18 protein-coding genes are annotated in these 21,461 nt (G+C 42.2%); 11 read left to right on the top strand and 7 right to left on the bottom strand.

Going from position 1 to position 21,461, the window contains the following annotated elements:
* Nucleotides 1-443: 443 nt before the first annotated feature.
* The 5 genes from QZR76_RS11015 to QZR76_RS10995 all read left to right on the top strand — a co-directional run bounded on the left by QZR76_RS11015 (nt 444) and on the right by QZR76_RS10995 (nt 4,913).
* Nucleotides 444-947, top strand: a complete 504-nt coding sequence (locus QZR76_RS11015; protein ID WP_294142869.1) for a hypothetical protein — start codon at nt 444-446, stop codon at nt 945-947.
* Nucleotides 948-950: 3 nt separating this feature from the next.
* Nucleotides 951-2,387, top strand: coding sequence for a hypothetical protein (locus QZR76_RS11010; protein WP_294142868.1), 1,437 nt, complete (start codon nt 951-953; stop codon nt 2,385-2,387).
* Nucleotide 2,388: 1 nt separating this feature from the next.
* A complete protein-coding gene (locus QZR76_RS11005; RefSeq protein ID WP_294142867.1) occupies nt 2,389-3,300 on the top strand; it encodes a glycosyltransferase family 2 protein in 912 nt (303 codons plus the stop codon).
* A 63-nt stretch (nt 3,301-3,363) separates the two neighbouring features.
* Nucleotides 3,364-4,314, top strand: coding sequence for a signal recognition particle-docking protein FtsY (gene ftsY, locus QZR76_RS11000; protein WP_294142866.1), 951 nt, complete (start codon nt 3,364-3,366; stop codon nt 4,312-4,314).
* Between the two features lie 128 nt (nt 4,315-4,442).
* Nucleotides 4,443-4,913, top strand: a complete 471-nt coding sequence (locus QZR76_RS10995; protein WP_294142865.1) for a low molecular weight protein-tyrosine-phosphatase — start codon at nt 4,443-4,445, stop codon at nt 4,911-4,913.
* A gap of 154 nt (nt 4,914-5,067) precedes the next feature.
* Here the strand turns inward: QZR76_RS10995 and QZR76_RS10990 are convergent, their stop codons facing one another.
* Both QZR76_RS10990 and QZR76_RS10985 read right to left on the bottom strand, forming a co-directional pair.
* Nucleotides 5,068-6,018 carry a phosphoribosylaminoimidazolesuccinocarboxamide synthase gene (locus tag QZR76_RS10990; protein WP_294142864.1) on the bottom strand — a complete coding sequence of 317 codons (951 nt, stop codon included), beginning with the start codon at nt 6,016-6,018 and terminating at the stop codon, nt 5,068-5,070.
* A gap of 21 nt (nt 6,019-6,039) precedes the next feature.
* On the bottom strand, nt 6,040-6,984 hold the full coding sequence (locus QZR76_RS10985) for a PhoH family protein (RefSeq protein ID WP_294142863.1): 945 nt from the start codon (nt 6,982-6,984) through the stop codon (nt 6,040-6,042).
* A 161-nt stretch (nt 6,985-7,145) separates the two neighbouring features.
* On the opposite strand from QZR76_RS10985, the gene mazG reads away from it, so the two are divergent.
* The 5 genes from mazG (at nt 7,146) to menA (ending at nt 13,758) form a co-directional block, all read left to right on the top strand.
* Complete coding sequence (mazG, locus tag QZR76_RS10980; RefSeq protein ID WP_294142862.1) at nt 7,146-7,943, top strand: nucleoside triphosphate pyrophosphohydrolase; 798 nt, start codon at nt 7,146-7,148, stop codon at nt 7,941-7,943.
* A 22-nt stretch (nt 7,944-7,965) separates the two neighbouring features.
* Nucleotides 7,966-8,316, top strand: a complete 351-nt coding sequence (locus tag QZR76_RS10975) for a hypothetical protein (RefSeq protein ID WP_294142861.1) — start codon at nt 7,966-7,968, stop codon at nt 8,314-8,316.
* A 162-nt stretch (nt 8,317-8,478) separates the two neighbouring features.
* The gene (locus QZR76_RS10970; RefSeq protein ID WP_294142860.1) at nt 8,479-11,709 is read left to right on the top strand and encodes an FAD-dependent oxidoreductase; all 3,231 of its coding nucleotides are present in this window, start codon (nt 8,479-8,481) and stop codon (nt 11,707-11,709) included.
* A 276-nt stretch (nt 11,710-11,985) separates the two neighbouring features.
* Nucleotides 11,986-12,831 carry a S1-like domain-containing RNA-binding protein gene (locus QZR76_RS10965; RefSeq protein WP_294142859.1) on the top strand — a complete coding sequence of 282 codons (846 nt, stop codon included), beginning with the start codon at nt 11,986-11,988 and terminating at the stop codon, nt 12,829-12,831.
* 27 nt (nt 12,832-12,858) lie between these two features.
* Nucleotides 12,859-13,758 carry a 1,4-dihydroxy-2-naphthoate octaprenyltransferase gene (gene menA, locus QZR76_RS10960; protein ID WP_294142858.1) on the top strand — a complete coding sequence of 300 codons (900 nt, stop codon included), beginning with the start codon at nt 12,859-12,861 and terminating at the stop codon, nt 13,756-13,758.
* A gap of 484 nt (nt 13,759-14,242) precedes the next feature.
* Here menA and QZR76_RS10955 read toward each other — a convergent pair whose 3' ends face one another.
* The 4 genes from QZR76_RS10955 to QZR76_RS10940 all read right to left on the bottom strand — a co-directional run bounded on the left by QZR76_RS10955 (nt 14,243) and on the right by QZR76_RS10940 (nt 16,791).
* On the bottom strand, nt 14,243-14,620 hold the full coding sequence (locus QZR76_RS10955) for a DUF3127 domain-containing protein (RefSeq protein ID WP_294142857.1): 378 nt from the start codon (nt 14,618-14,620) through the stop codon (nt 14,243-14,245).
* Nucleotides 14,621-14,690: 70 nt separating this feature from the next.
* Nucleotides 14,691-15,395 carry an FKBP-type peptidyl-prolyl cis-trans isomerase gene (locus QZR76_RS10950; protein ID WP_294142856.1) on the bottom strand — a complete coding sequence of 235 codons (705 nt, stop codon included), beginning with the start codon at nt 15,393-15,395 and terminating at the stop codon, nt 14,691-14,693.
* Nucleotides 15,396-15,412: 17 nt separating this feature from the next.
* Nucleotides 15,413-16,015, bottom strand: a complete 603-nt coding sequence (locus tag QZR76_RS10945) for an FKBP-type peptidyl-prolyl cis-trans isomerase (RefSeq protein WP_294142855.1) — start codon at nt 16,013-16,015, stop codon at nt 15,413-15,415.
* 119 nt (nt 16,016-16,134) lie between these two features.
* Nucleotides 16,135-16,791, bottom strand: coding sequence for an ABC transporter ATP-binding protein (locus QZR76_RS10940; RefSeq protein WP_294142854.1), 657 nt, complete (start codon nt 16,789-16,791; stop codon nt 16,135-16,137).
* A gap of 81 nt (nt 16,792-16,872) precedes the next feature.
* On the opposite strand from QZR76_RS10940, the gene QZR76_RS10935 reads away from it, so the two are divergent.
* Nucleotides 16,873-19,005, top strand: coding sequence for a Tex family protein (locus QZR76_RS10935; protein ID WP_294142853.1), 2,133 nt, complete (start codon nt 16,873-16,875; stop codon nt 19,003-19,005).
* Between the two features lie 100 nt (nt 19,006-19,105).
* Here the strand turns inward: QZR76_RS10935 and QZR76_RS10930 are convergent, their stop codons facing one another.
* Nucleotides 19,106-21,448, bottom strand: a complete 2,343-nt coding sequence (locus tag QZR76_RS10930; protein ID WP_294142852.1) for an ABC transporter permease — start codon at nt 21,446-21,448, stop codon at nt 19,106-19,108.
* Nucleotides 21,449-21,461: the final 13 nt, after the last annotated feature.

Genomic DNA, 21,461 nt, shown 5'->3' with positions numbered 1-21,461 from the left:
TTAGCGCCGATGGTACTGCCGCCAGGTGGGAGAGTAGGTCGACGCCGAATTTAGGAAGAAGCCACGAGAGATCGTGGCTTTTTTTATTTCAAATTAAAATGATTAAGTGATTTAGTGATTGGGTGATTTAATGATTTGGTGATTCGAATTTAGTCTTGCCCTCGATCACCAAATCTTTTTAAGATTTAATTTAAAATTAAATAGCACTTTTACCCCGTCCCCGTGTGCTCTTTTAATTTTAGATTGAATTCCGTTTTTTAATTTACAATCTACAATTTACAATCGTCAATCATTTAATCTCCTAATCACGGAATCTCTCAATCACCTAATTCATTTAATAGCATACCCTTCCCCGTGGGGTATTTTAATTTCTTAATCTACAATAGTCAAAGGCCAATTGTCAAATTTTTTTAATATTTTTGTCAAAAATAGATGAGAGCATAATGAATAATACTACCTCTTTTATTGTTAAAAATATAGCGGCTTTGTTTTTGATGATTTTTGTTGTGCAGACGGCAATTCATGATAATGGCGGGTATAATTGGGTTTTTTCCATGTTGAAGGGAAACCTGGAAATGATAAAACACTATCCCCGGATGAGTCAGGTACAGAAAAACGAGATTAAGCACGGGGCGAATTTTAACTATTTGCATTTTTTAAAGACCAATACACCACCGGATGCAGTCATTTTATTTCCTCCGAAGGATACGCTCTTGCATGTTAAGCTTTTTAAGGATAAGCTTTCCAATAGTGCCTCTTTGAGAAATAGGATATGGGCCTCTTATTTTATATATCCTCGTAAGATAGTGTATGCCGATAGTTTGAAAGAGTGTCCGGCAGAAGTAACTCATATTGCCATTATCGATAAGCATGGATACGAGTATGTAAAAGATAGTGTCGATTGGGCTACTGCTCCTGCTTTTTCCGTTATACCCGTAAAAAAATAATTTATGACAGGTTTGTTTTCAATTGTATTGGTGTACTTGATAGGGATGATCATTTTGAGGTTTATCAGCCGGGAATGGTCATTGTCGGAGACATTAGGTTTTAGTTTTCCAATCGGAATGGGGTGTGTGACGATACTGATGTTTCTTACAGATATTCTGGGAATTTCTTTAACGCGTATACCTGTTTTATTGGGAACTTTCTTATTAATGGTAATTTTATATTTTCTTTTGTATTATTGCAGAAAGGATCAGGATATTTTTGCATCTATAAAACGGTATGCCTGTAAGGGGGAGATCAATAGACTTTTGCGTAAACAAAATGCCGGAGTTTTGTTTTTGTCAGGGGTATTGATCTATTTGATTTATTTAGTAACGATGAAGGCTTTATACTGGCCTGCTATTCATTATGATACAATTGCCGGGTATGATTTTTTGGCTCGTGCGATTGCTCACGAGGGAACGCTTCATAATTCTCTTTTCGATCCGGCTCACCGTTTGGTTTCTTACCGGAGTATTTATCCACCTCTTTTTCCTTTAAGTTTTGCCTATGCTTACGTTTGTGGGGGGATTTCGGCAAAGATTATTTCTATTTTATACTATGTTTCCATAGCCTTTTCTTTTTATGGTTTATTGCGTCATTACGTGAATCCGTTATCAGCGATGTTAATGGTATTGGTGTTGTTGGCCACACCCGAATTTGCAGCACAATCGACTTTTTTAATGACGAATATGCCGCAGACGATCTATACCTTGATCGGGATGATCGGTTTTATTTGCTGGTTTAATCGTAAAGGAGAACGTTATTTTGCCCTCAGTATTATTACTTTGACATTAGGAGTATGGGGACGAACGGAGGGGGTCGTGTTTTTTGTTCCCTGTTGTTTTGCTTTGGCATATCGACTGATAGGGGAATGTCGGGAACGGTCGTTGTTTTCCTGGGAAAATATAAAGAAATGTCTATGGTTCGGTATACCCTCCTGTATTGCTTACGGGACATGGGAAATCTATTTGAAATACGTATTGAAAGCCTCCGATTTACAACAGCCTTTTAAGTTAGGAATCATCGAGTTGAAAGGAAAGTTCGACTTTATGATGCGTATCGTGGAAGAGATCAGTTTTTCTTCTCAACTGTACGGATGGGTTATTTATTTGGGAATTGCAGCTTTCGTGTTGAATTTGATTTATGCGATATATAAACGGAAGTGGTCGTTTTTCAATGGGATCACCTTGTTTTTGATCGTTGCCGCGTGGTGTATTTATTTGTTGGTCTATTATCAGATCGATGTACCTTCTCTCGATATTTTTGAAGGTTATATCAGTTATGGTTATAAGCGGGGACTTTTTAATTTTTTACCTCTGCTTCTCTTCTATTTTGCCACATCGGGGGTGGTGCAAAATTTGTCGAATATGTTGTATATGGAATATCCTCAAAAAAAGTAATATGATGAAAACTTGTTTGCTTGTTCCTTGCTATAATGAAGGATTAACGATTCGTAAAGTAGTGGATGATTTTAAAAGAGAATTACCTGATATAGAGGTGTACGTATATGATAACAATTCGACGGATAATACCATAGAGGAGGCTTTATCGGCCGGGGCTATCGTGCGTAAAGAGTGTCGACAGGGGAAAGGAAATGTAGTGAGAAGTATGTTTCGGGATATCGATGCCGATATCTATATTATGGTGGATGGGGACGATACTTATCCGGCTAAGGCGGTTAAATCGTTGTTGGAACCGATCGAAAAAGGAGAGGCAGATATCGTGATTGGCGATCGTCTGAGCAACGGTACTTATTTTAAAGAAAATAAGAGGTCTTTTCATGGTTTTGGGAATAATCTGGTTAAGTTTTTTATTAATTACTTCTTCCATACGGATCTGAAGGATATTATGACTGGATACCGGGTTTTCAGCCGGAATTTTGTGAAGACTTTTCCCGTGATTAGCGAAGGTTTTCAATTGGAAACGGAAATGACCATATTTGCCTTGAGTAAATACTTCAGGATAGTAGAAATACCGATAGACTTTTCAGAGAGACCGGAAGGAAGTTTTTCCAAATTAAATACTTTTTCCGACGGTTTTCGGGTTATTGTATGTATTTTCAATATGTATAGGCATTATAAACCTTTGCGTTTTTTTACGGTCATCGCTTTATTCTGCATCATACTGTCTTTTATTTTCGGTATTCCGGTGATTATGGAGTATATAGATTACCAGTATATCTATAAGGTCCCTTCGGCTATATTGGCGGGGTCTTTATTTGTTATTGCGACCTTGACTTATACTTGTGGTTTGATTTTAGATGCTCTGGCTTACAAAGATCAGACCTTTTTTGAGCAGATATTGAAGAAATAAGTGCTGAGCGTAGAGAATAGTTTTTAATTTTATATATTCGTGGTCTGAAACAATATTTAAGAAATGGCATTATTCGGTTTATTTAATAAAAAGAAAAAAGAGAGCCTTGATAAAGGTTTAGAGAAGACAAAAGAGAGTGTTTTTAAAAAACTCTCTCGAGCAATAGTCGGAAAATCGAAGGTAGATGATGAAGTTCTCGATAACCTGGAAGAGGTTTTGATTACTTCGGACGTAGGGGTAGAGACGACTGTCCGTATCATTCGTAGGATTGAAGAGCGGGTGGAGCGAGATAAATATGTCGGGATAGAAGAGTTGAATCGGATATTGAAAGAAGAGATCGTGGATCTGTTAAAGGAGAATAACGTATCGGATTATAATTCATTCGATTTGCCACAAGGAGGCGAACCGTACGTGATAATGGTTGTTGGGGTAAATGGAGTAGGAAAGACAACGACTATAGGCAAACTCGCTAATAAATTCAAGGAAGCCGGTAAATCCGTAGTGTTGGGAGCTGCCGATACCTTTAGAGCCGCAGCCGTTGATCAGTTGGTGGTCTGGGCCGAGCGGGTCGGGGTTCCCATTGTGAAGCAGGCTATGGGATCGGACCCGGCGTCAGTTGCTTATGATACATTGAGCAAGGCAAAAGCCGATCATGCGGATGTGGTCATTATCGATACGGCGGGACGTTTACATAATAAGGTCAATTTGATGAACGAGTTGACAAAGATTAAAAAGGTGATGCAGAAGGTAATACCAAACGCTCCTCATGAGATTTTATTAGTATTGGATGGTTCTACCGGACAGAATGCCTATGAGCAGGCAAAGCAGTTCACGTTGGCCACGGAGGTGAATGCATTAGCCATTACCAAATTGGACGGAACGGCCAAAGGGGGTGTTGTGATCGGTATTTCGGATCAATTTAAAATTCCGGTGAAATATATTGGTATCGGAGAAAAAATGGATGACCTTCAAGTGTTTAACCGGGAGGAGTTTGTCGATTCTCTGTTTAGCTAAAACGAATAAGATTTAGTGATTCAATGATTCAGTGATTTAGAGATTGAATACAACTCACTTCATCTGGTCATTGCTAAATCTCTGAATTTTTAATCTGTAATTGTCAAACTAAAATCTGTAATTTGTAATTGAAAAAGCTTCTTTTTGTTTGTTTGGGTAATATCTGTCGTTCGCCGAGTGCGGAGGCGGTAATGAAGCATTACGTGAAAGAGAAAGGATGGGAGGATCGATTTTTTATCGATTCGGCCGGGTTGAGCGGATGGCATTCCGGGGAACCGGCGGACGAACGAATGCAACACCACGCTAAGCGTAGAGGTTACGAATTGACAAGTCGTTCCCGTAAGTTTTATCCTTCGGCCGATTTTAAAGAATTTGATATGATTATCGGGATGGATGATCAAAATGTCCGGGATTTACGGGCTTTGGCTGAGACGGAGGAGGAGTTGGGGAAGATATATAAGATGACTGATTTCTGCCGACGTTTTTCCTATCGAACGGCGGTACCGGACCCTTATTATGGTGGAGATGCCGGTTTTGAGTTGGTGTTGGACCTTTTGGAAGACGGAGTCGAAGGGTTATTAGAAAAATTTAGAGATTAAGTGATTTACGATTGTAGATTTAAAGACGGCAATATCCGAATTTTAATCGTAAATCATAAATCATAAATTAAATCCGGACCTTATGGACTGGCGGTTTTGTAACCATATAAAAAAACATCCGGATTTTATTCCGGATGTCTTTATTGATTTGAATTTATTTCAATAGCTTATTAAGACATTCGTTTACGTTTTTCTCGATACGTTCCAGTATGTTTGTGTTTTCAGCCTTGTTGAATTTGGTTCCCGTGATATTCTCGTAAAGTTCGATGTAGCGATCGGTAATATTTTTTACCACTTCAGGAGTCATTTCCGGTACTTGTTGTCCCTCTTTTCCTTGGAAACCATTTTCCATCAACCATTCGCGAACAAATTCTTTCGAAAGTTGGCGTTGTTTTTCTCCTTTTGCTAATCTTTCTTCATATCCGTCAGCGTAGAAATAACGGGAAGAGTCCGGAGTGTGGATTTCATCGATTAAGTAGATTTGTCCGTTTTTCTTTCCGAACTCGTATTTCGTATCCACGAGGATAAGTCCCATTTTAGCTGCCATTTCCGAACCTCTTTGGAAGAGAGCATAAGTATATTTTTCAATAATTTCGTAGTCTTCTTTGCTGACTAAACCGCTGGCGATGATCTCTTCTTTGGATATGTTTTCATCATGACCTTCCATGGCCTTGGTTGTCGGCGTAATAATGGGAGAAGGGAATTTTTGATTCTCGACCATTCCGTCGGGGAGTTTTATTCCGCAAAGCACTCTATTGCCGGCTTTATATTCTCTCCAGGCGCTACCCGCCAGGTAACTGCGGATAACCATCTCCACTTTAAACGGTTCACACATATGGCCGATTGTTACCATCGGGTCCGGAGTGGCAATCTTCCAGTTGGGAACAATGTCAGAGGTGGCATCAAGAAATTTAGCCGCAATCTGGTTTAATACTTGTCCTTTGCAAGGAATCCCTTTGGGAAGGACCACATCAAAAGCAGAAATTCTGTCGGATACGAGCATGACCAGGTATTCGTCATTAATGTTGTACACATCCCTAACTTTTCCGACATATAAATTTTTTTGTTTCGGAAATTTGAAATTTGTTTTTACAATCGCTTCCATGTTATTCGCTTTTATGATCTGTTATATAGATTTTTTTTCATTATTGTACGCTTTCACAATCTCTTTCACGAGACGATGGCGAACGATATCGCTGGTATCAAATTCTACAAATGCGATACCCTTAATATCTTTTAGTATTTTGAAGGCATGAATCAGGCCCGAATCGTTTTGTTTCGGAAGATCGATTTGGCTCATGTCTCCCGTGATGACAAATTTGGCACTGATTCCCATTCGCGTAAGGAACATTTTTAATTGATTACGAGTTGTATTCTGGGCTTCATCCAAAATGACAAAGGCGTCATTTAAAGTGCGTCCGCGCATATAGGCTAACGGGGCGATTTGAATGACTTCGGTTTCTAAATATTCAGTTAACTTCCGTGCCGGAATCATATCGGATAAAGCATCGTATAAGGGTTGAAGGTAGGGATCTACTTTTTCTTTCATATCTCCCGGCAGAAATCCCAAACTTTCTCCTGCTTCAACAGCCGGTCGACTGAGTATAATCCGTTTTACTTCTTTGTTGCGTAATGCCTTTACCGCTAATGCTATAGCTGTATATGTTTTTCCTGACCCCGCGGGACCGGTAGCAAAAAGCAGATCGTTGGTTTTGGAGAGATCGACTAATTTACGTTGATTGGAGGTTCTTGCCCGGATTATTTTTCCCCCGTTTCCAAATACAATTATAGATGCCGGATCTTCCGGATCTTCAACAACATCGTCTTCCAGAATGATTCGTTTCAGGTTGGCGACCGTCAGCATATTGTATTTGTTATAATGTTCCAGTAAGGCGTTTACTTTGGCGATTAAGATTTCGACATCTTTTTCTTCTCCTTGAACGATAATTTCGTCTCCTCTGGCTGTAATTTTTAATTTGGGGAAAAACTCCTTGAGTGTAATGAATTTTGCGTTATTAATGCCGTAAAAGTCAATGGGATCAATGTTTCCGATACTTATTCTTCTCTCCATCGTGAAATTAAAATAAATAACTTATTTTTGCAGGTGCAAAGTAGTTAAAACAATCGAGAATTGAAAATAAAAACAGGGTTTATAAATAAAGGATTCGTAGCTTTGTCCGGGGAGATTTTGAGGCTGTTGACCGACGTTGCCTTTCATAATTTTAAGTTGTAATGAGTCAAGATATTGAAAAGAGAAAAGAGGCTTTTGCCGAATTGCTGGACATCATCGCCACGTTACGGGTGAAATGCCCTTGGGATAAAAAGCAGACGTTGGAGAGTTTACGGAATTTGACGGTAGAAGAGGTGTATGAATTGGGGGATGCGATCCTGAAAAAGGATATGCAGGAGATAAAGAAGGAGTTAGGGGATCTGATTATGCATATCGTTTTTTACGCTCATATCGGCGAAGAACAACAGCAGTTTGATATTGAGGATGTATTGGTAGAGATTTGCGAGAAGCTGCGTTATCGTCATCCTCATATATACGGGGAGGTAAAAGTGGAGGATGAAAATGATGTATTGCGGAATTGGGAACAGTTGAAACTGAAGGAAAAGGGGCGGCATAATAAGGTGTTGGAGGGTGTTCCGGAAGCTCTTCCGGCAATGATTAAAGCTTTCCGGGTGCAGGATAAGGTAAGGGGTGTCGGATTCGATTGGAAGCAAAAGCAGGATGTGTGGAGCAAGGTAAGGGAAGAATTGGATGAGTTGCAAACGGAAATGCAACGGGAAGATACGGAAAAAATGGAGGAGGAATTTGGTGACTTTATGTTTGCTCTTATCAATGCAGCCCGTTTGTACGGTATTAACCCGGAAGATGCATTGGAGAAGACGAATCGAAAGTTTATTCGTCGTTTTTCTTACATCGAAGATAAGGCAAATGAGGCAGGAGTAAAACTTTCCGATATGTCATTGGAGGAGATGGATGGCTATTGGGATGAAGCTAAGAAACGGGAGAGAACAGATAAATAAAAATATTCCAGATCATATTGTCATGATAGATTTAACGGGTAAATGGAAGTATAAAGAAAATTACGGCTACGGCATTACGGAAGGGGAATTGTTTTTGAAACAGGAAGGAAATGAACTCTCCGGCCGGATTATTTTTACGGATAAACCAAAGGAGGAAGAGCCTTATATGTTACAAGAGTTTTTAAAAGGGAGTATCGAAGAACATAAGGTGAAGTTGGATGCGATAGAGGTAGATATCATTCATTCCGAACATGAAATTTATTACGAGCTGGATAGTTGGTTCGGAGTTTTGGTAGATGATGTCACCATTATGGGAGTAAGTGTCGATACGCAGGGTGTGGAAGGAAATTTTAGTTTTGAAAAAATTATCTAAGATACCCGTCGTTTTAGGTGATGATGGAGTATTTTTTATGAAATAAGTTGAAGAAATTTAGTGCGTATTTTTAAAAGTTGACGAAAGTCAGCTTTTTTTTGTTTGTAATAGAATACATTGCAAAGGAAATAATGAAAAATAATCTACTAAAACCTATATCCTATGTCAAAAATTAATCATCATCCGATTCTGGATGTTCCCAAGCGTGATAAAGTGATTTTTACTTTTAATGGAAAAAAAATAGAAGGAGAGTGTGGCGGAACGATTGCGGCGGCCCTTCATCAAGCCGGTTATCCGGTACACAGCCATAGTCTGGATGGGCGTAAACGTTCGTTGGCTTGCGGTATCGGGAAGTGCGGTGCTTGTGAGATGCTGGTAGACGGGAAAGTGAAGCGGATTTGTGTAACGAAGGTGGATGGCGTGAAAGAGGTGCAGGAGATTGCTTCCGGAGAGATGGCTAAAGTAAAAGAAACGGTTTCCGGTGTATCCCGGAAAATATTGCGTACGACAGTAATAATTGTTGGTGCCGGACCTGCCGGATTGGCTGTTCGAGAGGAGTTTGAAAAATGGGGTATTGATAATATCGTTATTGATAATAACGACAAGATCGGCGGTCAGTTTAATATGCAAACGCATCAGTTTTTCTTTTTTGAGAAGGAGAAACGGTTTGGAGGTATGCGGGGATTCGATATCGCGAAGACCCTGGCCGGAGAGAATATGGATGGCATTTATTTGAATTCAACCGTATGGGATATATTGGAAGGGAAACGGGTGGCCGTGAAAAATTTAGAGACTGATACGGTTTTCTTTGTCGATGCGGATTATTTAGTTGTAGCCACGGGGGCTGTTCCCTTTATGCCTGCTTTTGAGAATGATGATCTACCGGGAGTCTATACGGCTGCCGTGGTTCAGAAGATGATGAACAATGAATTTACTTTATTGGGTAAAAATGTGTTGACCGTGGGAGCCGGGAATATCGGTTACCTTACCTCCTATCAATTGATGCAGGCAGGTGCCCATGTGAAAGCTATCATAGAGGCGATGCCGAAGGAGGGAGGATTTCCGGTGCAAGCGAACCGGGTTCGTCGGCTGGCCATTCCGATCATGACTTCTCACATGTTATTAAAAGCTATTCCCAATGCGGATCATACCGGTATCACGGGTGCTGTCATTGCCGAATGTGAAAACTTTAAACCTGTGCCGGGCACGGAAAAGATATTGGACGGGATAGATGTTATTAATATCTGTACCGGGTTAATTCCCGATAATCAATTGTTGACCAAGGGTAAGGCTGTATTTGGGGCTAATTGCTATGCCGCCGGTGATGCGGTGAGGATCGGAGAGGGGACGAGTGCCGTACTTCGCGGTAAACAGGCAGCGGTGGAAATTATGATCGATTTGGGCGTCCGGATCAATTACGATGATTATCTGGTGTTGTCCAAAGAGTATATCGATTCGCAGCAACATCCGGTACGGGTATTGGAGGAACCTCGTTTGCCGGATTCTACCAGAATGAAGCAAAGAGGGTTCGTGCAGATGGATTGTTTGTACGGTTTTGCCTGTAATCCTTGTTCTTTTGCTTGTCCTCACGGGGCGATAACAAAAGATGCTACTTTTACTGTTCCCTATGTCGATTATGATAAATGTATCGGTTGTATGGAATGTGTGTACCAATGTCCCGGATTAGCCATATTCGGGTATGATATGCGTAAGGATACCCTTTTCTTACCTATCGAGTACGAGGTAGCGGAAAAGGAGGAAGTATATTTAGTCAATAATTATGGGGAGAAGTTGGGATCGGGAGTTATTGAAAAAGTGTTGCATAAGCCGAACAAGACCAATATCGCCAGGGTAAGATCGTTGGATATTCATGGGGAAGAGTTGGTAAAGGTTCGGGGATTCGTGGTAAAGGATCGTTACCCGGAATGTTTGGAGATGGAGCCTTTGTTGAAGGATAAGAAGGAAGCTACCTTTATTTGTCATTGTGATGACGTGACTTTGGACGATGTTTTACAGATTGTCGGCGATCGGACTTTTATCTCTATCGACGAGATAAAGCATACCACCCATTTGGCAATGGGGCCCTGCCGGGGAAAACGTTGTATTCCTCGTTTGCGGACGGCCTTAAGGGCAAAGGGAATTGAAATTGTAGGCGATGCCACTCCTCGGGCACCGTTGTCCAATCCGTTGACTTTAGGTGAAATCTACCCCTCTAAGGCCGGGGATGTTTATTTGGTGGCCAATCGAGAAGGGTTTAAAAAAGTAGAGGTCGGAGCTTTGATTGCAGGCGGAGGTATTGCCGGAAGTGCTTTGTTCCGTTATATGGCGGAAGCGGGAATGAATCCTGTTTTGGTAAATGCAGACCGGGGATCTTCTTGGCGAAACATCGGAGGGGGGCGTACGGCTTTCTCTTTACCGGAATTGGCAGAGATAGCAGAACGTAATCATCAATTGTTTAGAGATTTGCAAAAAATATCCAATATCGATTATAAAGCTACCTGTTACGTGAATTTTGCCCACGATGAAGCTACCTATAACGCATTGGAAGCCAGTAAGGCCTGGTCCGATGCTTATATGGTCGATCCTAAAGATTTTAAAAAGGAAATTTCTCCGGCATTTAGCACGAAGTCCAAACGTTATCTGGGAGCTTTGATTACGAACGATTGCTGGCAAGCTACCCCGGGAAAAGTGGTTGAATTGATACGCAATATAGGAATTGCTGCCGGAGGGCGGGTTATAGAGGATTGCAAGGTGATCGAGGTTGCCCGTGAGGGGTCTACCTATTCTATTCTGGTATTGACTCATGATAAAAAATACGTGGAATTCCGAACCGAGAATTTTGTGAATGCTTTAGGAGCCGGAGCCGGAAAGATTTGCGAGAGTTTGGGTATCCAAGCCGGACTTTACCCGGTTCGTCATCAAGCCTTTATTACCCGTCGATTACCTATGTTGGGGAAAAACGGGAATAGTTTGGATATGTTGATAGATAGACAAGAATACAAAGGTTTTTCGGCCGTTTACGGACAACAAATTGCCTATACGGGACAGATTATCGGTTGTGCTTCTCCCCGGGTGGATGCTCTACGAACAGATAAGGATCTGGTACTAAATACCAAAGAGTTTTTGGAGATTATCGGAGAGTTCTTTGTAGATTGGATTCCCGATTTGGCTGGTGTCGGTATTCAGGCTACCTGGTCTGGTTATTACACGGAACCCCGTTATATCGTCGATCCCGAATTGGGCCTGTTTGTCGGTATGCGCGGACACGGATTTATGCTATCGCAATACCTTGCCAAAATGTACGTGGATAAATTGATGGGACGCCCTGTTCCAGAGTATTTCGATAAATTGAAATTGAACGGACCGGGATTATCGGAAAAAGCGTTTAAGTGATTAGGTGATTGACGATTGTAGATTATAAATTAAATGCCGGGATTCCCGGCATTTAATTTTTGATCGTGTGGGTACTTGGATGATAAACTGATAGTTATTTAGGGACGGGTGCAAGGTGCTATTAATTGTAGATTTTAGATTGACGATTTTAGATTAAAGGATTCTGAGATTAAGGGATAACCCAGGGGGACGGGTGTAACGTGCTATTAATTGTAGATTAAAAGATTTACGATATGTAATTAATTCCTATCTTTGTGCCTAAATAAATAACAAGAGATGATAAAGTTAGGAAAATACAATATATTGAAGGTCGTTAAGACGGTGGATTTCGGTGTTTATCTGGATGGAGGCGAGTATTGGGGAGAGATTTTGTTGCCGTGGGGAGAGAATGCTCCTAAAGAGGCCAAGGAGGGGGACGAGTTGGAAGTTTTTATCTATTTCGATTCGGAGGACCGGATTATAGCGACCATGAATAGGCCCAAAGCCGTCGTGGGAGATTTCGCCTTGTTGAAGGTGGTAGGAACGAGTAAGGTCGGTGCTTTTCTGGATTGGGGATTACGTAAGGATTTATTGGTACCGTTCCGGGAACAACGAGAAGATATGGTTGTAGGGAAGGAGTACTTGGTTTATGTTTACGTGGATCAGGTGACCGATCGCATCGTGGCCTCTTCGAAATGGCATAAATTTTTAAATCAAGAGCCGGTGGATTACGAGGAAGGACAGGAGGTGGAACTCTTAATTGCCCGGCGGACCGATTTGGGATATAATGTAATCGTGGACGGGAAACACGAGGCTGTAATTTACCAGAATGAAATTTTTCAATCCTTAACCGTGGGAGAGCGGGTTACGGGATATATAAAGAATTTGCGGGAAGACGGAAAAATCGATTGTATCCTGCAAAAGAACGACGGTCATCTACAGGTGGATCGGTTGTCCCAATTAATCTTGACCAAGTTGGAAGAGAATAACGGTGTTTTGGCCGTCTCCGATAAGAGTGCGCCGGAGGAGATTTATCGTTTGTTCGGTTGCAGTAAGAAAAACTACAAAAAGGCGGTAGGCGGATTGTTTAAGCAACGTCGGGTGGAGATCGGAGAACATGAATTGAAGTTAATTCAACGATAAGTCCGTTTTTTGAATGTTGATGGGAAGATGTCGAAGAGTAAAGCCTATATTACAAGTTTTCGATTAAGAACATTGCCTTTGTCCGTATCCGGTGTTTTGTTGGGTACCCTGTTGGCCGCGAGCGACGGTAATTTTAAGCCGTGGGCTTTTGCATGGGCGATCGTGACGACAATGGCGTTACAGATACTTTCTAATTTGGCTAACGAGGTGGGAGACCTGGAGAAAGGAACCGATAATGAAAAGCGGTTGGGACCTATCCGGAGTGTGCAGAGCGGAGCGTTGAGTAAAAGGGAGATGATCCGGGCTATGTTATTTTTTGGCGGTATGGCGATCGTTACCGGAAGCTTATTGGTATATGATGCTTTTGGGGATCTGCTGGATTTGAAAAGTATTATTCTGCTGCTTGTCGGCGGAGCCTCTATCGTGGCTGCTGTAAAATATACGGTGGGAGATCATGCGTACGGATATCGGGGATTGGGCGATTTATTCGTTTTTATTTTTTTCGGGTTAGTGAGTGTTTTGGGTAGTTATTTTGCCATGGCGGGTCATTTGCCATGGATCACTCTTTTCCCGGCTGTTTCGATCGGGCTTCTCTCTACCGGAGTATTGAATATGAATAATATCCGGGATATGGAAAATGATGCGGCTTGCGGAAAACGAACGATTCCCGTCATGCTGGGAATAAGAGGGGCAAAAACATACCATTTTATACTAATCGTAACGGCTCTTGCCTGTATGGTCTTGTATACCGTTTTTCACCCGAACGGCCGGATCGGTTATCTCTTTATATTAACCTTTCCCCTGTTTGGAATGCATTTGGTAAAAGTGTATCAGGGAAAAGGGAAGAATCTCGATCCTCAATTAAAATTCCTTTCTTTGAGTACGTTGCTTTTGACGTTACTGGTTGTAATAGGACAGATAAGGTGATTGTAGATTAAAGGATTCTGTGATTAAGTGATTAGGAGATTTATGATTTCGGATTTTAGATTTATGATTTCAAGAGGGCGGAATCAGAAGTTAATCATAAACCAATTTTAAATCTACAATTTAAAATTTACAACTAATTGAAGAGAATGGGATAAAACGAAGGGGCATAAACAGGGAACGGCGAGCGTCGTGTTCGGTTTTCGGAACGGACGGACGACGGACTGTCCGAGCGAAGCGAGTCCCGGAGGACAGTGAACGAAAAGCGTCTGCACGACCGACGGGAACGTCAAAGCCCCGGAGGGTTAGCCCGTAACGATTGACAATTGTAGATTAAGTGATTAGGAGATTATGATTTCGGATTTTAGATTGACGATTTAAAGAAACAAGGATTTTATGATTGACGATTTAGAAATTTTGTGATTAAAAAAAATAAACCGGCGGGAAACCCGTCAGTTTATTTATAATTTACAATTGTCAATCACAATTAAAACGGTAGATCGTCGGCCTCCGGCATGGGAGGAATGTCTTCCACTCTGTATTGGGGGGCAGGGGTGCCAACCATCTGCGGTTCGGCCTGGACTTTTTCGATTCTCCATCCTTCGAGGTTGGTGAAATAGGAGGTTTGTCCGTTGTTTTCCCATTTTCTTCCCCTTAGGTTGAAATAGACCTTGATATCTTCGTTTAGGTGGATGTTTTCAAGCAGATCACATCTATCCTGTATCAATTGGATTTTCACGAAATCGTTCCATTGGGAGTTTTTCTCGTTTTCCACCTCAATGACAAATTCCCGTTTTTGGAAACGATCGCTAATCTTTTGAGTATCTTCTTTGTAAATTAATTTTCCAATAACTTCGTAATTCATATCTTTTAATTAAAACAAGCCCAAATGAATTGGGCTTGTTACTTGTTTTTATATCCGTGTGATAAATTATTTACTTCGCAGCCGGAGAAACGATTTCAAGTAATTCAACCTCGAAAACCAATGCTTCGTTCGGGCCGATAGGACCACCGTTCGTTCCTCTTGGGCCATAAGCCAATTTGGAAGGGAGGTAAAGTGTCCACTTGGAACCTACGGGCATCATTTTCAAGGCTTCTGTCCATCCGCGAATAACTCCGTTTACCGGGAACTCCGCGGGTTGGTTGTGTTTGTAAGAAGAATCGAACTCTTCTCCGTTGATAAAGGTTCCTTTATAGTGAACTTTCACGATGCTCGTGTCGGACGGAATCGCTCCCGTACCCTCTTTTTCAATTTTGTACTGCAGGCCGCTTTCGGTTGTTTTCACACCCTCTTTTTTAGCGTTTTCGGCCAAGAAAGCTTCTCCTTTTTTCAAGGTCTCTTCAGCTTTGGCAGTCATAACTTTTTGAATGTAGTTACCAAGGAATTGTTGCATTTCCATTAAATCTGCCGGAGCTTTTTTCTTCTGTAAAGCGGTATTCATTCCGGCAATAATAGCCTCTACGTTAGGTTTATCCAATCCGTTTCTGGCTAACATGGTACCGTTCATATAACCGATATAATAACTTGCCGTGTCGGCTTCTGTTTTTAATGTGGCGGTAGTTTTTGTTGCATTGTTACAGCAACTGGTAAAACCAAGTGCAGCAACTGACAACGTTAAGATTAAATTCTTAGCATTCATAGTTTTATTAATTAAAATTATACGATATCCAGTAATTCTATATCAAAAATCAAAGTCTCATTGGGACCGATGGCTTGTCCTGCACCTTGTGCTCCGTAAGCCAGTTCCGACGGGATAAATAGTTGCCATTTGGAACCCACGGGCATCAATTGTAAAGCTTCTACCCAACCTGGGATAACCCCGTTTACCGGAAATTCGGCCGGTTCTTTGCGGCGGTAAGAGGAATCAAATACCGCACCGTTGATTAAACGTCCTTCATAATGGCATCTGACCGTATCTCCGATTTTGGGTGTTACACCGTTTCCGGCAGAGATCACTTTATATTGCAGACCGCTATTCAGGGTAATCACACCCTCTTTCGTTTTATTTTCTTTTAAGAAGGCGTCTCCGGCTTCTTTTGCCGCATGTCCTCTTTGGTTTTGTAATTTTTCAAAATAGGTTTGTAAAATCTGATTGGCTTCTTCCGGAGAAATTTCAGGCATTTGGCCCGCGTATACAGTACGTAAAGCCTCTACGAATGCTTCTGTATTGATTTGATTAACACCGGATGAAAGGAGGTTACTTGCGATACTTAGTCCCAAACAATAACTCACTTTGTCTAACTCTTCAGTATACTTCATTTAAAGGTTGATTAATGAATAAATATTTTATTTTCTAATTGACAAATGTAAAAACAATGCGTGAAATCACAAACAGGTTTAAGCCATTTTTTATGGTACGTGAAATAAACGGGAAAGATTTAATCCAAAGTAATCATGCCGTCCCGTAATTTTATTTGTCGATCCGACATGGCTGCCAATTCCGAATCATGGGTAACAATCACAAACGTTTGTCCTAATTTTTCCCGTAAGGAGAAAAAGAGTTGGTGCAGCTCGTTTTTGGTTTGGGTGTCCAGATTACCGGAAGGTTCGTCTGCCAATACTACTTTCGGTCGGTTGATCAGGGCCCTGGCCACGGAAACCCGTTGTTGCTCACCTCCGGAAAGCTGGTTGGGCTTATGATGAATTCTATCGGACAGACCTAAAAGTGTTAAGAGTTCCAGCGCTTGTTTTTCTGTTTCTTTTTTCCCATCTCCCTTGATCCAGGCTGGAATACACACGTTTTCCAAGGCTGTAAATTCCGGTAGCAGGTGATGAAACTGGAATACGAAACCTATATTTTGGTTACGGAAGATGGAAAGTTTGTTGGGAGAGAGCTTCGCCACGTTAATGCCGTCGTAATAGAGTTCTCCCTGGTCCGGCGTGTCTAACGTACCGAGAATATGTAATAGCGTACTTTTTCCGGCTCCGCTGGTTCCTATGATGGTGACAATTTCTTTTTCTTTAATCGTCAGGTCAATACCTTTTAATACTTTCAGCTCTCCGTAGCTTTTGGTTATATTTTTGATTTCAATCATAAAATGATTTGCTATTTTTTCGGTTTAAAGATAGTGATAAATGTGGAGAAGCCGTATATTAGCAGACTAAAATGTAAATTTATGGAATATTATATAGATCCTGTTGTTTTTGTAACGGAAAAGAGTGGCTTCGGTAGTCGATACGTGAAAAATTTGTTGACCTTGTTGGAGGAAGGAGCGACTATTCCTTTTATTTCCCGTTACCGGAAAGAGATGACCGGAAGTATGGATGAGGTGGAGGTCGGGAAAGTACAAGAGATTTACGAACAGTTTAAGGAACTGGAGAAGCGTAAAAAGACGGTGCTCGATAGCATCGAACAACAGGAAAAATTGACGTCCGAACTAAAGAAGACAATAGAGACCTGCCGGGAACTTCGAGAGTTGGAAGATATTTATCTTCCTTATAAACCTAAGAAACAAACCCGGGCTTCCAAAGCGAAAGCGAAGGGATTGGAGCCTTTAGCCGCCTTGTTGATGAAGCAGGACGGGGGAGAAGTATGGACGAAAGCTTCCCGGTTTGTAAAGGGAGAGGTAGAGAATGAGGAAGAGGCATTGCAGGGAGCAAGGGATATTATAGCCGAGTGGGTGAGTGAAAACGAGCGGGCACGGAATACGACCCGGCACTTTTTTGACCGGGAAGCGGTGATCACTTCCAAGGTCGTAAAAGGAAAAGAGGAGGAGGGAGAAAAATATAAGGATTATTTCGATTATACGGAGAGTTTGCGGCGTTGTCCGTCTCATCGGATGTTAGCTATCCGGAGGGGAGAGAACGAAGGTATTTTGAAGGTAAGTATAGGTATTCCCGACGACGAAGCCGTGGAGGCATTGGAGAGGCAATTCGTGAGAGCCAATAACGAGAGTGCGGAGCAGGTGGGAGAGGCCGTACGGGACGGTTATAAACGATTACTCGTTTCTTCCATCGAATCGGAATATTTGATGGCGGGAAAACAAAAGGCCGATGAAGAGGCCATCAAAGTTTTTGCCGAGAATTTGCGCCAATTGTTGTTGGCTTCCCCGTTGGGTAACAAGCGGGTATTGGGCATCGATCCGGGATTTCGTACCGGTTGTAAGGTGGTTTGTCTGGATGAGACAGGAAACCTCGTGCATAATGAAACCATATACCCGCATCCGCCTCAAAACGAGGTGCGACAGGCGGCTAATAAGATTACTCAATTGGTGAGTGCCTATAAAATAGAGGCTGTCGCTATCGGGAACGGGACTGCAGGGAGGGAGACGGAGCGTTTTATACAGAATTTGCGTTACGATCGCAAAATTCAGGTGTTTGTGGTGAGCGAAAGCGGGGCATCCGTTTATTCGGCTTCCAAGATTGCCCGGGACGAGTTCCCGCAATATGACGTAACCGTACGCGGTGCCGTTTCGATCGGGCGGAGATTGATGGACCCGTTGGCTGAATTGGTAAAGATCGATCCGAAGTCGATAGGGGTGGGACAATACCAACACGATGTCGATCAGACGAAGTTAAAAGAGAGTCTGGACCGGGTAGTGGAGTCTTGTGTGAATCGGGTCGGGGTAAACGTGAATACGGCCAGCAAGTATCTTTTAACTCATGTCTCCGGTTTAGGACCTGCCTTAGCCGAAAACGTGGTAGAGTATATCAGGGAGAACGGGCCTTTTAAGAGCCGGAAAGAGTTGAAGAAGGTGAAACGGATGGGAGAGAAGGCATTTGAACAATGTGCCGGATTCCTGCGTATTGCCGATGCGGAATATCCGTTGGATAATTCCTCCGTTCATCCGGAATCTTATGCCGTGGTGGAACGTATGGCAAAAGATTTGGGACTTCCCTTGAAGTCTTTGATCGGAAATGAAGAGGTATGCGGTAAGATCGATTTGAATCGTTATGTAGACGAACGGATCGGTTTGCCGACTCTAAAAGATATAGTCGAGGAGTTGAAAAAACCGGGACGGGATCCCCGCTCGGTGGCCAAGGTGTTTAGTTTTGACGAGCGTATTCACTCCATCGACGATTTGCAGGAGGGAATGGTGGTTCCGGGGATCGTGACCAACTTGACCAATTTCGGGGCTTTCGTGGATATCGGCGTGAAGCAGGACGGTTTAGTTCATATTTCGGAAATTGCCGATCGATTTATCACGAACCCGACCGAAATACTCTCTTTGCATCAACATGTGACCGTTAAAGTAATTCAGGTAGATAAAGCCAGAAAACGGATCGGGCTTTCTATAAAACAAGCGTAAGTTATTTATACTCTGATAAAAAAACAATTCCGAATCGGGGGTGTGTTATCTGATTGCATATCCGGCCGTTGGAGTAAGAAGTTTTCATGGCGGATTACTTTTATTCTTTTCCTTTTAATATGTTTACCGGGTTTTCCCGGGCGGCGTTGACGGTTTGCCAGATTACCGTTAACAGGCCGATTGTCAGGGCGAAGATTCCGGCGATGATAAAGGCTCCTGTCGAGATAGAGGATTTATAGATAAACTGAGCCAGCCATTGTTCGGAGAAATAGTATCCGATGGGGATGGCGATTCCGTAGGCAATCGAAATCCATTTTATGAATTTCCGGCAGAGTAGTATGACGATCTGGTTTTCGGTGGCTCCGTTGATCTTTCTTAATCCGATCTCTTTTTGCCGACTTTCCACGGAGTACCAAGCCAGTCCGAAAAGTCCGAGGGCACTTAACAGGATACTCAACCATGAGAAAACCGTGAGGGTTTCCATAATCCGTACTTCTTCTTGATGAAATTCCAAATACATCTCTTTCATGCTTTGGGTGAGAAGGGGAGGGAGTGTCGGGTAGCTTCTTTGCCATAACTCCCGAAGTTTGGCTTCGGTTTCTTCCCGAAGATCTTTTCTTATCCGGATGGTAAGACGACCGGAGCCGTCGGGTGAATAGCGGATCAGCATGGGTTCGATGCCCTTGGTGAATTTATCCGTGGCATAGTCGGCAATAACCCCGATAATCGTGTATCTTTCATTGTAGTCATAGACGAATGTTTTTCCTATGGGAGTCAGCCATCCCATTTTCCGAACGAAAGATTCGTTCACGATGGCCTCGTGGTAGGCCTTAGGTTCCGGAGAGAAACCTTTTCCTTCCGCAAGTGGAATATCGTAAAATTCAAAAAATGAATTGTCTGCATCAGTAATATTGATGACGGTATCTTTTCGTGAATAGGTGAAATTCTGTAGCATGGATGAACTTGTACTATTCAGAATTTCGGGAATCGTATGGAGTTGCTCTTTGAAGACCCGGAATTCCCTTTTTTCCAGCAAGAAAATTCCTCCGTGTATCGTTATAATCTCTTCCGAATGGGGACGGCTATGAACGATATAATTCATTTGATTCCGGATATTAAACATGAGGATAAACAGGATAATCGAGAGGGAGAACTGCACGATAACGATGTTTCGTGTCAGTTGATTTCGTTGTGAAAATTCTCGTTTTAAAATGGGACTTAACAACGTGTTTTTTAGTTTCGCTCCGATATAAATAACCGGAATGAATAGGATTACCATTAATAGAGAGAGCAATACCAGCGGGGTTTGCCCGGATACGAAATCCGGCATTTGCATATCGCTTTGGACAAAACTGTTGAAGACGGGAAGTAACCTGTAAATGAGCATCAGGGCGATGCCGGAAGAGAGAAGGATAAGTACGGCCGATTCTCCGATCAATTGTTTGTAAATACCGCCTTTCGATTCTCCGAGTATCAGTTGAATACTGGTGTTTTGCAGTTGTTTGAACGTGCGGGTCATGTAGATGTTGATGTAGTTGAAACAGGAGATGATCAGGATAAGAAGGGCGACACTCAGGCTCGTGTAGATAAATGCCGGGTCTCGTTTATCGATCAGTTCCTTGTAGTAAAGGTAAGGTTTTTCCGAGAAGTAGAGTTGGTGACTCGGTTTTAATACGATTTTATTCCTGGCATTTAAATTTTGAATCAGGGTATCCCGATCTATTTTTTGTTGAAAAGTTTGCGGATTGGTAGACTCGTTTAATTTGACGAAAGCATAGAATTGGCTTATCCCCTGGGCTTCGTTGATTTTGTTTTCGGCAGTACCCCATAATATCCCGAAAGAGAGGAATGTTTTTTGGCGGTCGTCGATGACCGTAGTAATACGGAACTCCTCCTCTACCGGAGCATAGGTCGCTCTGCCCTCTATGTTTTTAATCACATAGCGGGTAAGGCGTAACGTTTCCCCGATGGGGTTTTCTTTTCCGATGTATTTTCGGGCGAAAGAGCGGGTCACGGCTATCTCATTTTCATGGGCGAGGGTGGATTTCAGATCTCCGGACAATATCTTAAAATGGAAAAAATCAGCCGTCTCCGGTATCACGGAGTAAGCCTGCTCGTAGGGAATTTCTGTTTTTCCCGGAAAAAGGTTGACAGATTCATTTCGAAAAACAGCATGGGATTTGATCTCCGGGTAACTCTTTTGCAAGTAACGAGCGATTTCTCCCGAAAAAAGAATGTTGTGAGATATTTGTTCCTTTGTCTGGATGAGGAAACATTTTTCACTTGCCGGAATCGCCTGAGCAGTCCGGTATTCATGCATGACGAATCCTACCAGTAGCATGCTTGCCGTCAATCCGACGATAAGGCTGACAATAGATATGAACGTGTATATCTTGTTTTGTTTCCACCCTCTGAATATAATTTTGATGCTCGTTTTTTGCATGGCAGTAAATTTA

Source organism: uncultured Sanguibacteroides sp., from assembly GCF_900543425.1.
GTDB lineage: Bacteria > Bacteroidota > Bacteroidia > Bacteroidales > Marinifilaceae > Gabonibacter.
This window is presented reverse-complemented; position numbering and strand designations above follow the sequence as displayed.

Excerpts from the sequence above, each read along its gene's own strand:
- QZR76_RS11015 (WP_294142869.1), top strand. The coding sequence starts at position 444 with ATGAATAATACTACCTCTTTTATTGTTAAAAATATAGCGGCTTTGTTT.
- QZR76_RS11010 (WP_294142868.1), top strand. The coding sequence starts at position 951 with ATGACAGGTTTGTTTTCAATTGTATTGGTGTACTTGATAGGGATGATC.
- QZR76_RS11005 (WP_294142867.1), top strand. The coding sequence starts at position 2,389 with ATGATGAAAACTTGTTTGCTTGTTCCTTGCTATAATGAAGGATTAACG.
- ftsY (WP_294142866.1), top strand. The coding sequence starts at position 3,364 with ATGGCATTATTCGGTTTATTTAATAAAAAGAAAAAAGAGAGCCTTGAT.
- QZR76_RS10990 (WP_294142864.1), bottom strand. The coding sequence starts at position 6,018 with ATGGAAGCGATTGTAAAAACAAATTTCAAATTTCCGAAACAAAAAAAT.
- QZR76_RS10985 (WP_294142863.1), bottom strand. The coding sequence starts at position 6,984 with ATGGAGAGAAGAATAAGTATCGGAAACATTGATCCCATTGACTTTTAC.
- mazG (WP_294142862.1), top strand. The coding sequence starts at position 7,146 with ATGAGTCAAGATATTGAAAAGAGAAAAGAGGCTTTTGCCGAATTGCTG.
- QZR76_RS10975 (WP_294142861.1), top strand. The coding sequence starts at position 7,966 with ATGATAGATTTAACGGGTAAATGGAAGTATAAAGAAAATTACGGCTAC.
- QZR76_RS10970 (WP_294142860.1), top strand. The coding sequence starts at position 8,479 with ATGTCAAAAATTAATCATCATCCGATTCTGGATGTTCCCAAGCGTGAT.
- QZR76_RS10965 (WP_294142859.1), top strand. The coding sequence starts at position 11,986 with ATGATAAAGTTAGGAAAATACAATATATTGAAGGTCGTTAAGACGGTG.
- menA (WP_294142858.1), top strand. The coding sequence starts at position 12,859 with ATGTCGAAGAGTAAAGCCTATATTACAAGTTTTCGATTAAGAACATTG.
- QZR76_RS10955 (WP_294142857.1), bottom strand. The coding sequence starts at position 14,620 with ATGAATTACGAAGTTATTGGAAAATTAATTTACAAAGAAGATACTCAA.
- QZR76_RS10950 (WP_294142856.1), bottom strand. The coding sequence starts at position 15,395 with ATGAATGCTAAGAATTTAATCTTAACGTTGTCAGTTGCTGCACTTGGT.
- QZR76_RS10945 (WP_294142855.1), bottom strand. The coding sequence starts at position 16,015 with ATGAAGTATACTGAAGAGTTAGACAAAGTGAGTTATTGTTTGGGACTA.
- QZR76_RS10940 (WP_294142854.1), bottom strand. The coding sequence starts at position 16,791 with ATGATTGAAATCAAAAATATAACCAAAAGCTACGGAGAGCTGAAAGTA.
- QZR76_RS10935 (WP_294142853.1), top strand. The coding sequence starts at position 16,873 with ATGGAATATTATATAGATCCTGTTGTTTTTGTAACGGAAAAGAGTGGC.
- QZR76_RS10930 (WP_294142852.1), bottom strand. The coding sequence starts at position 21,448 with ATGCAAAAAACGAGCATCAAAATTATATTCAGAGGGTGGAAACAAAAC.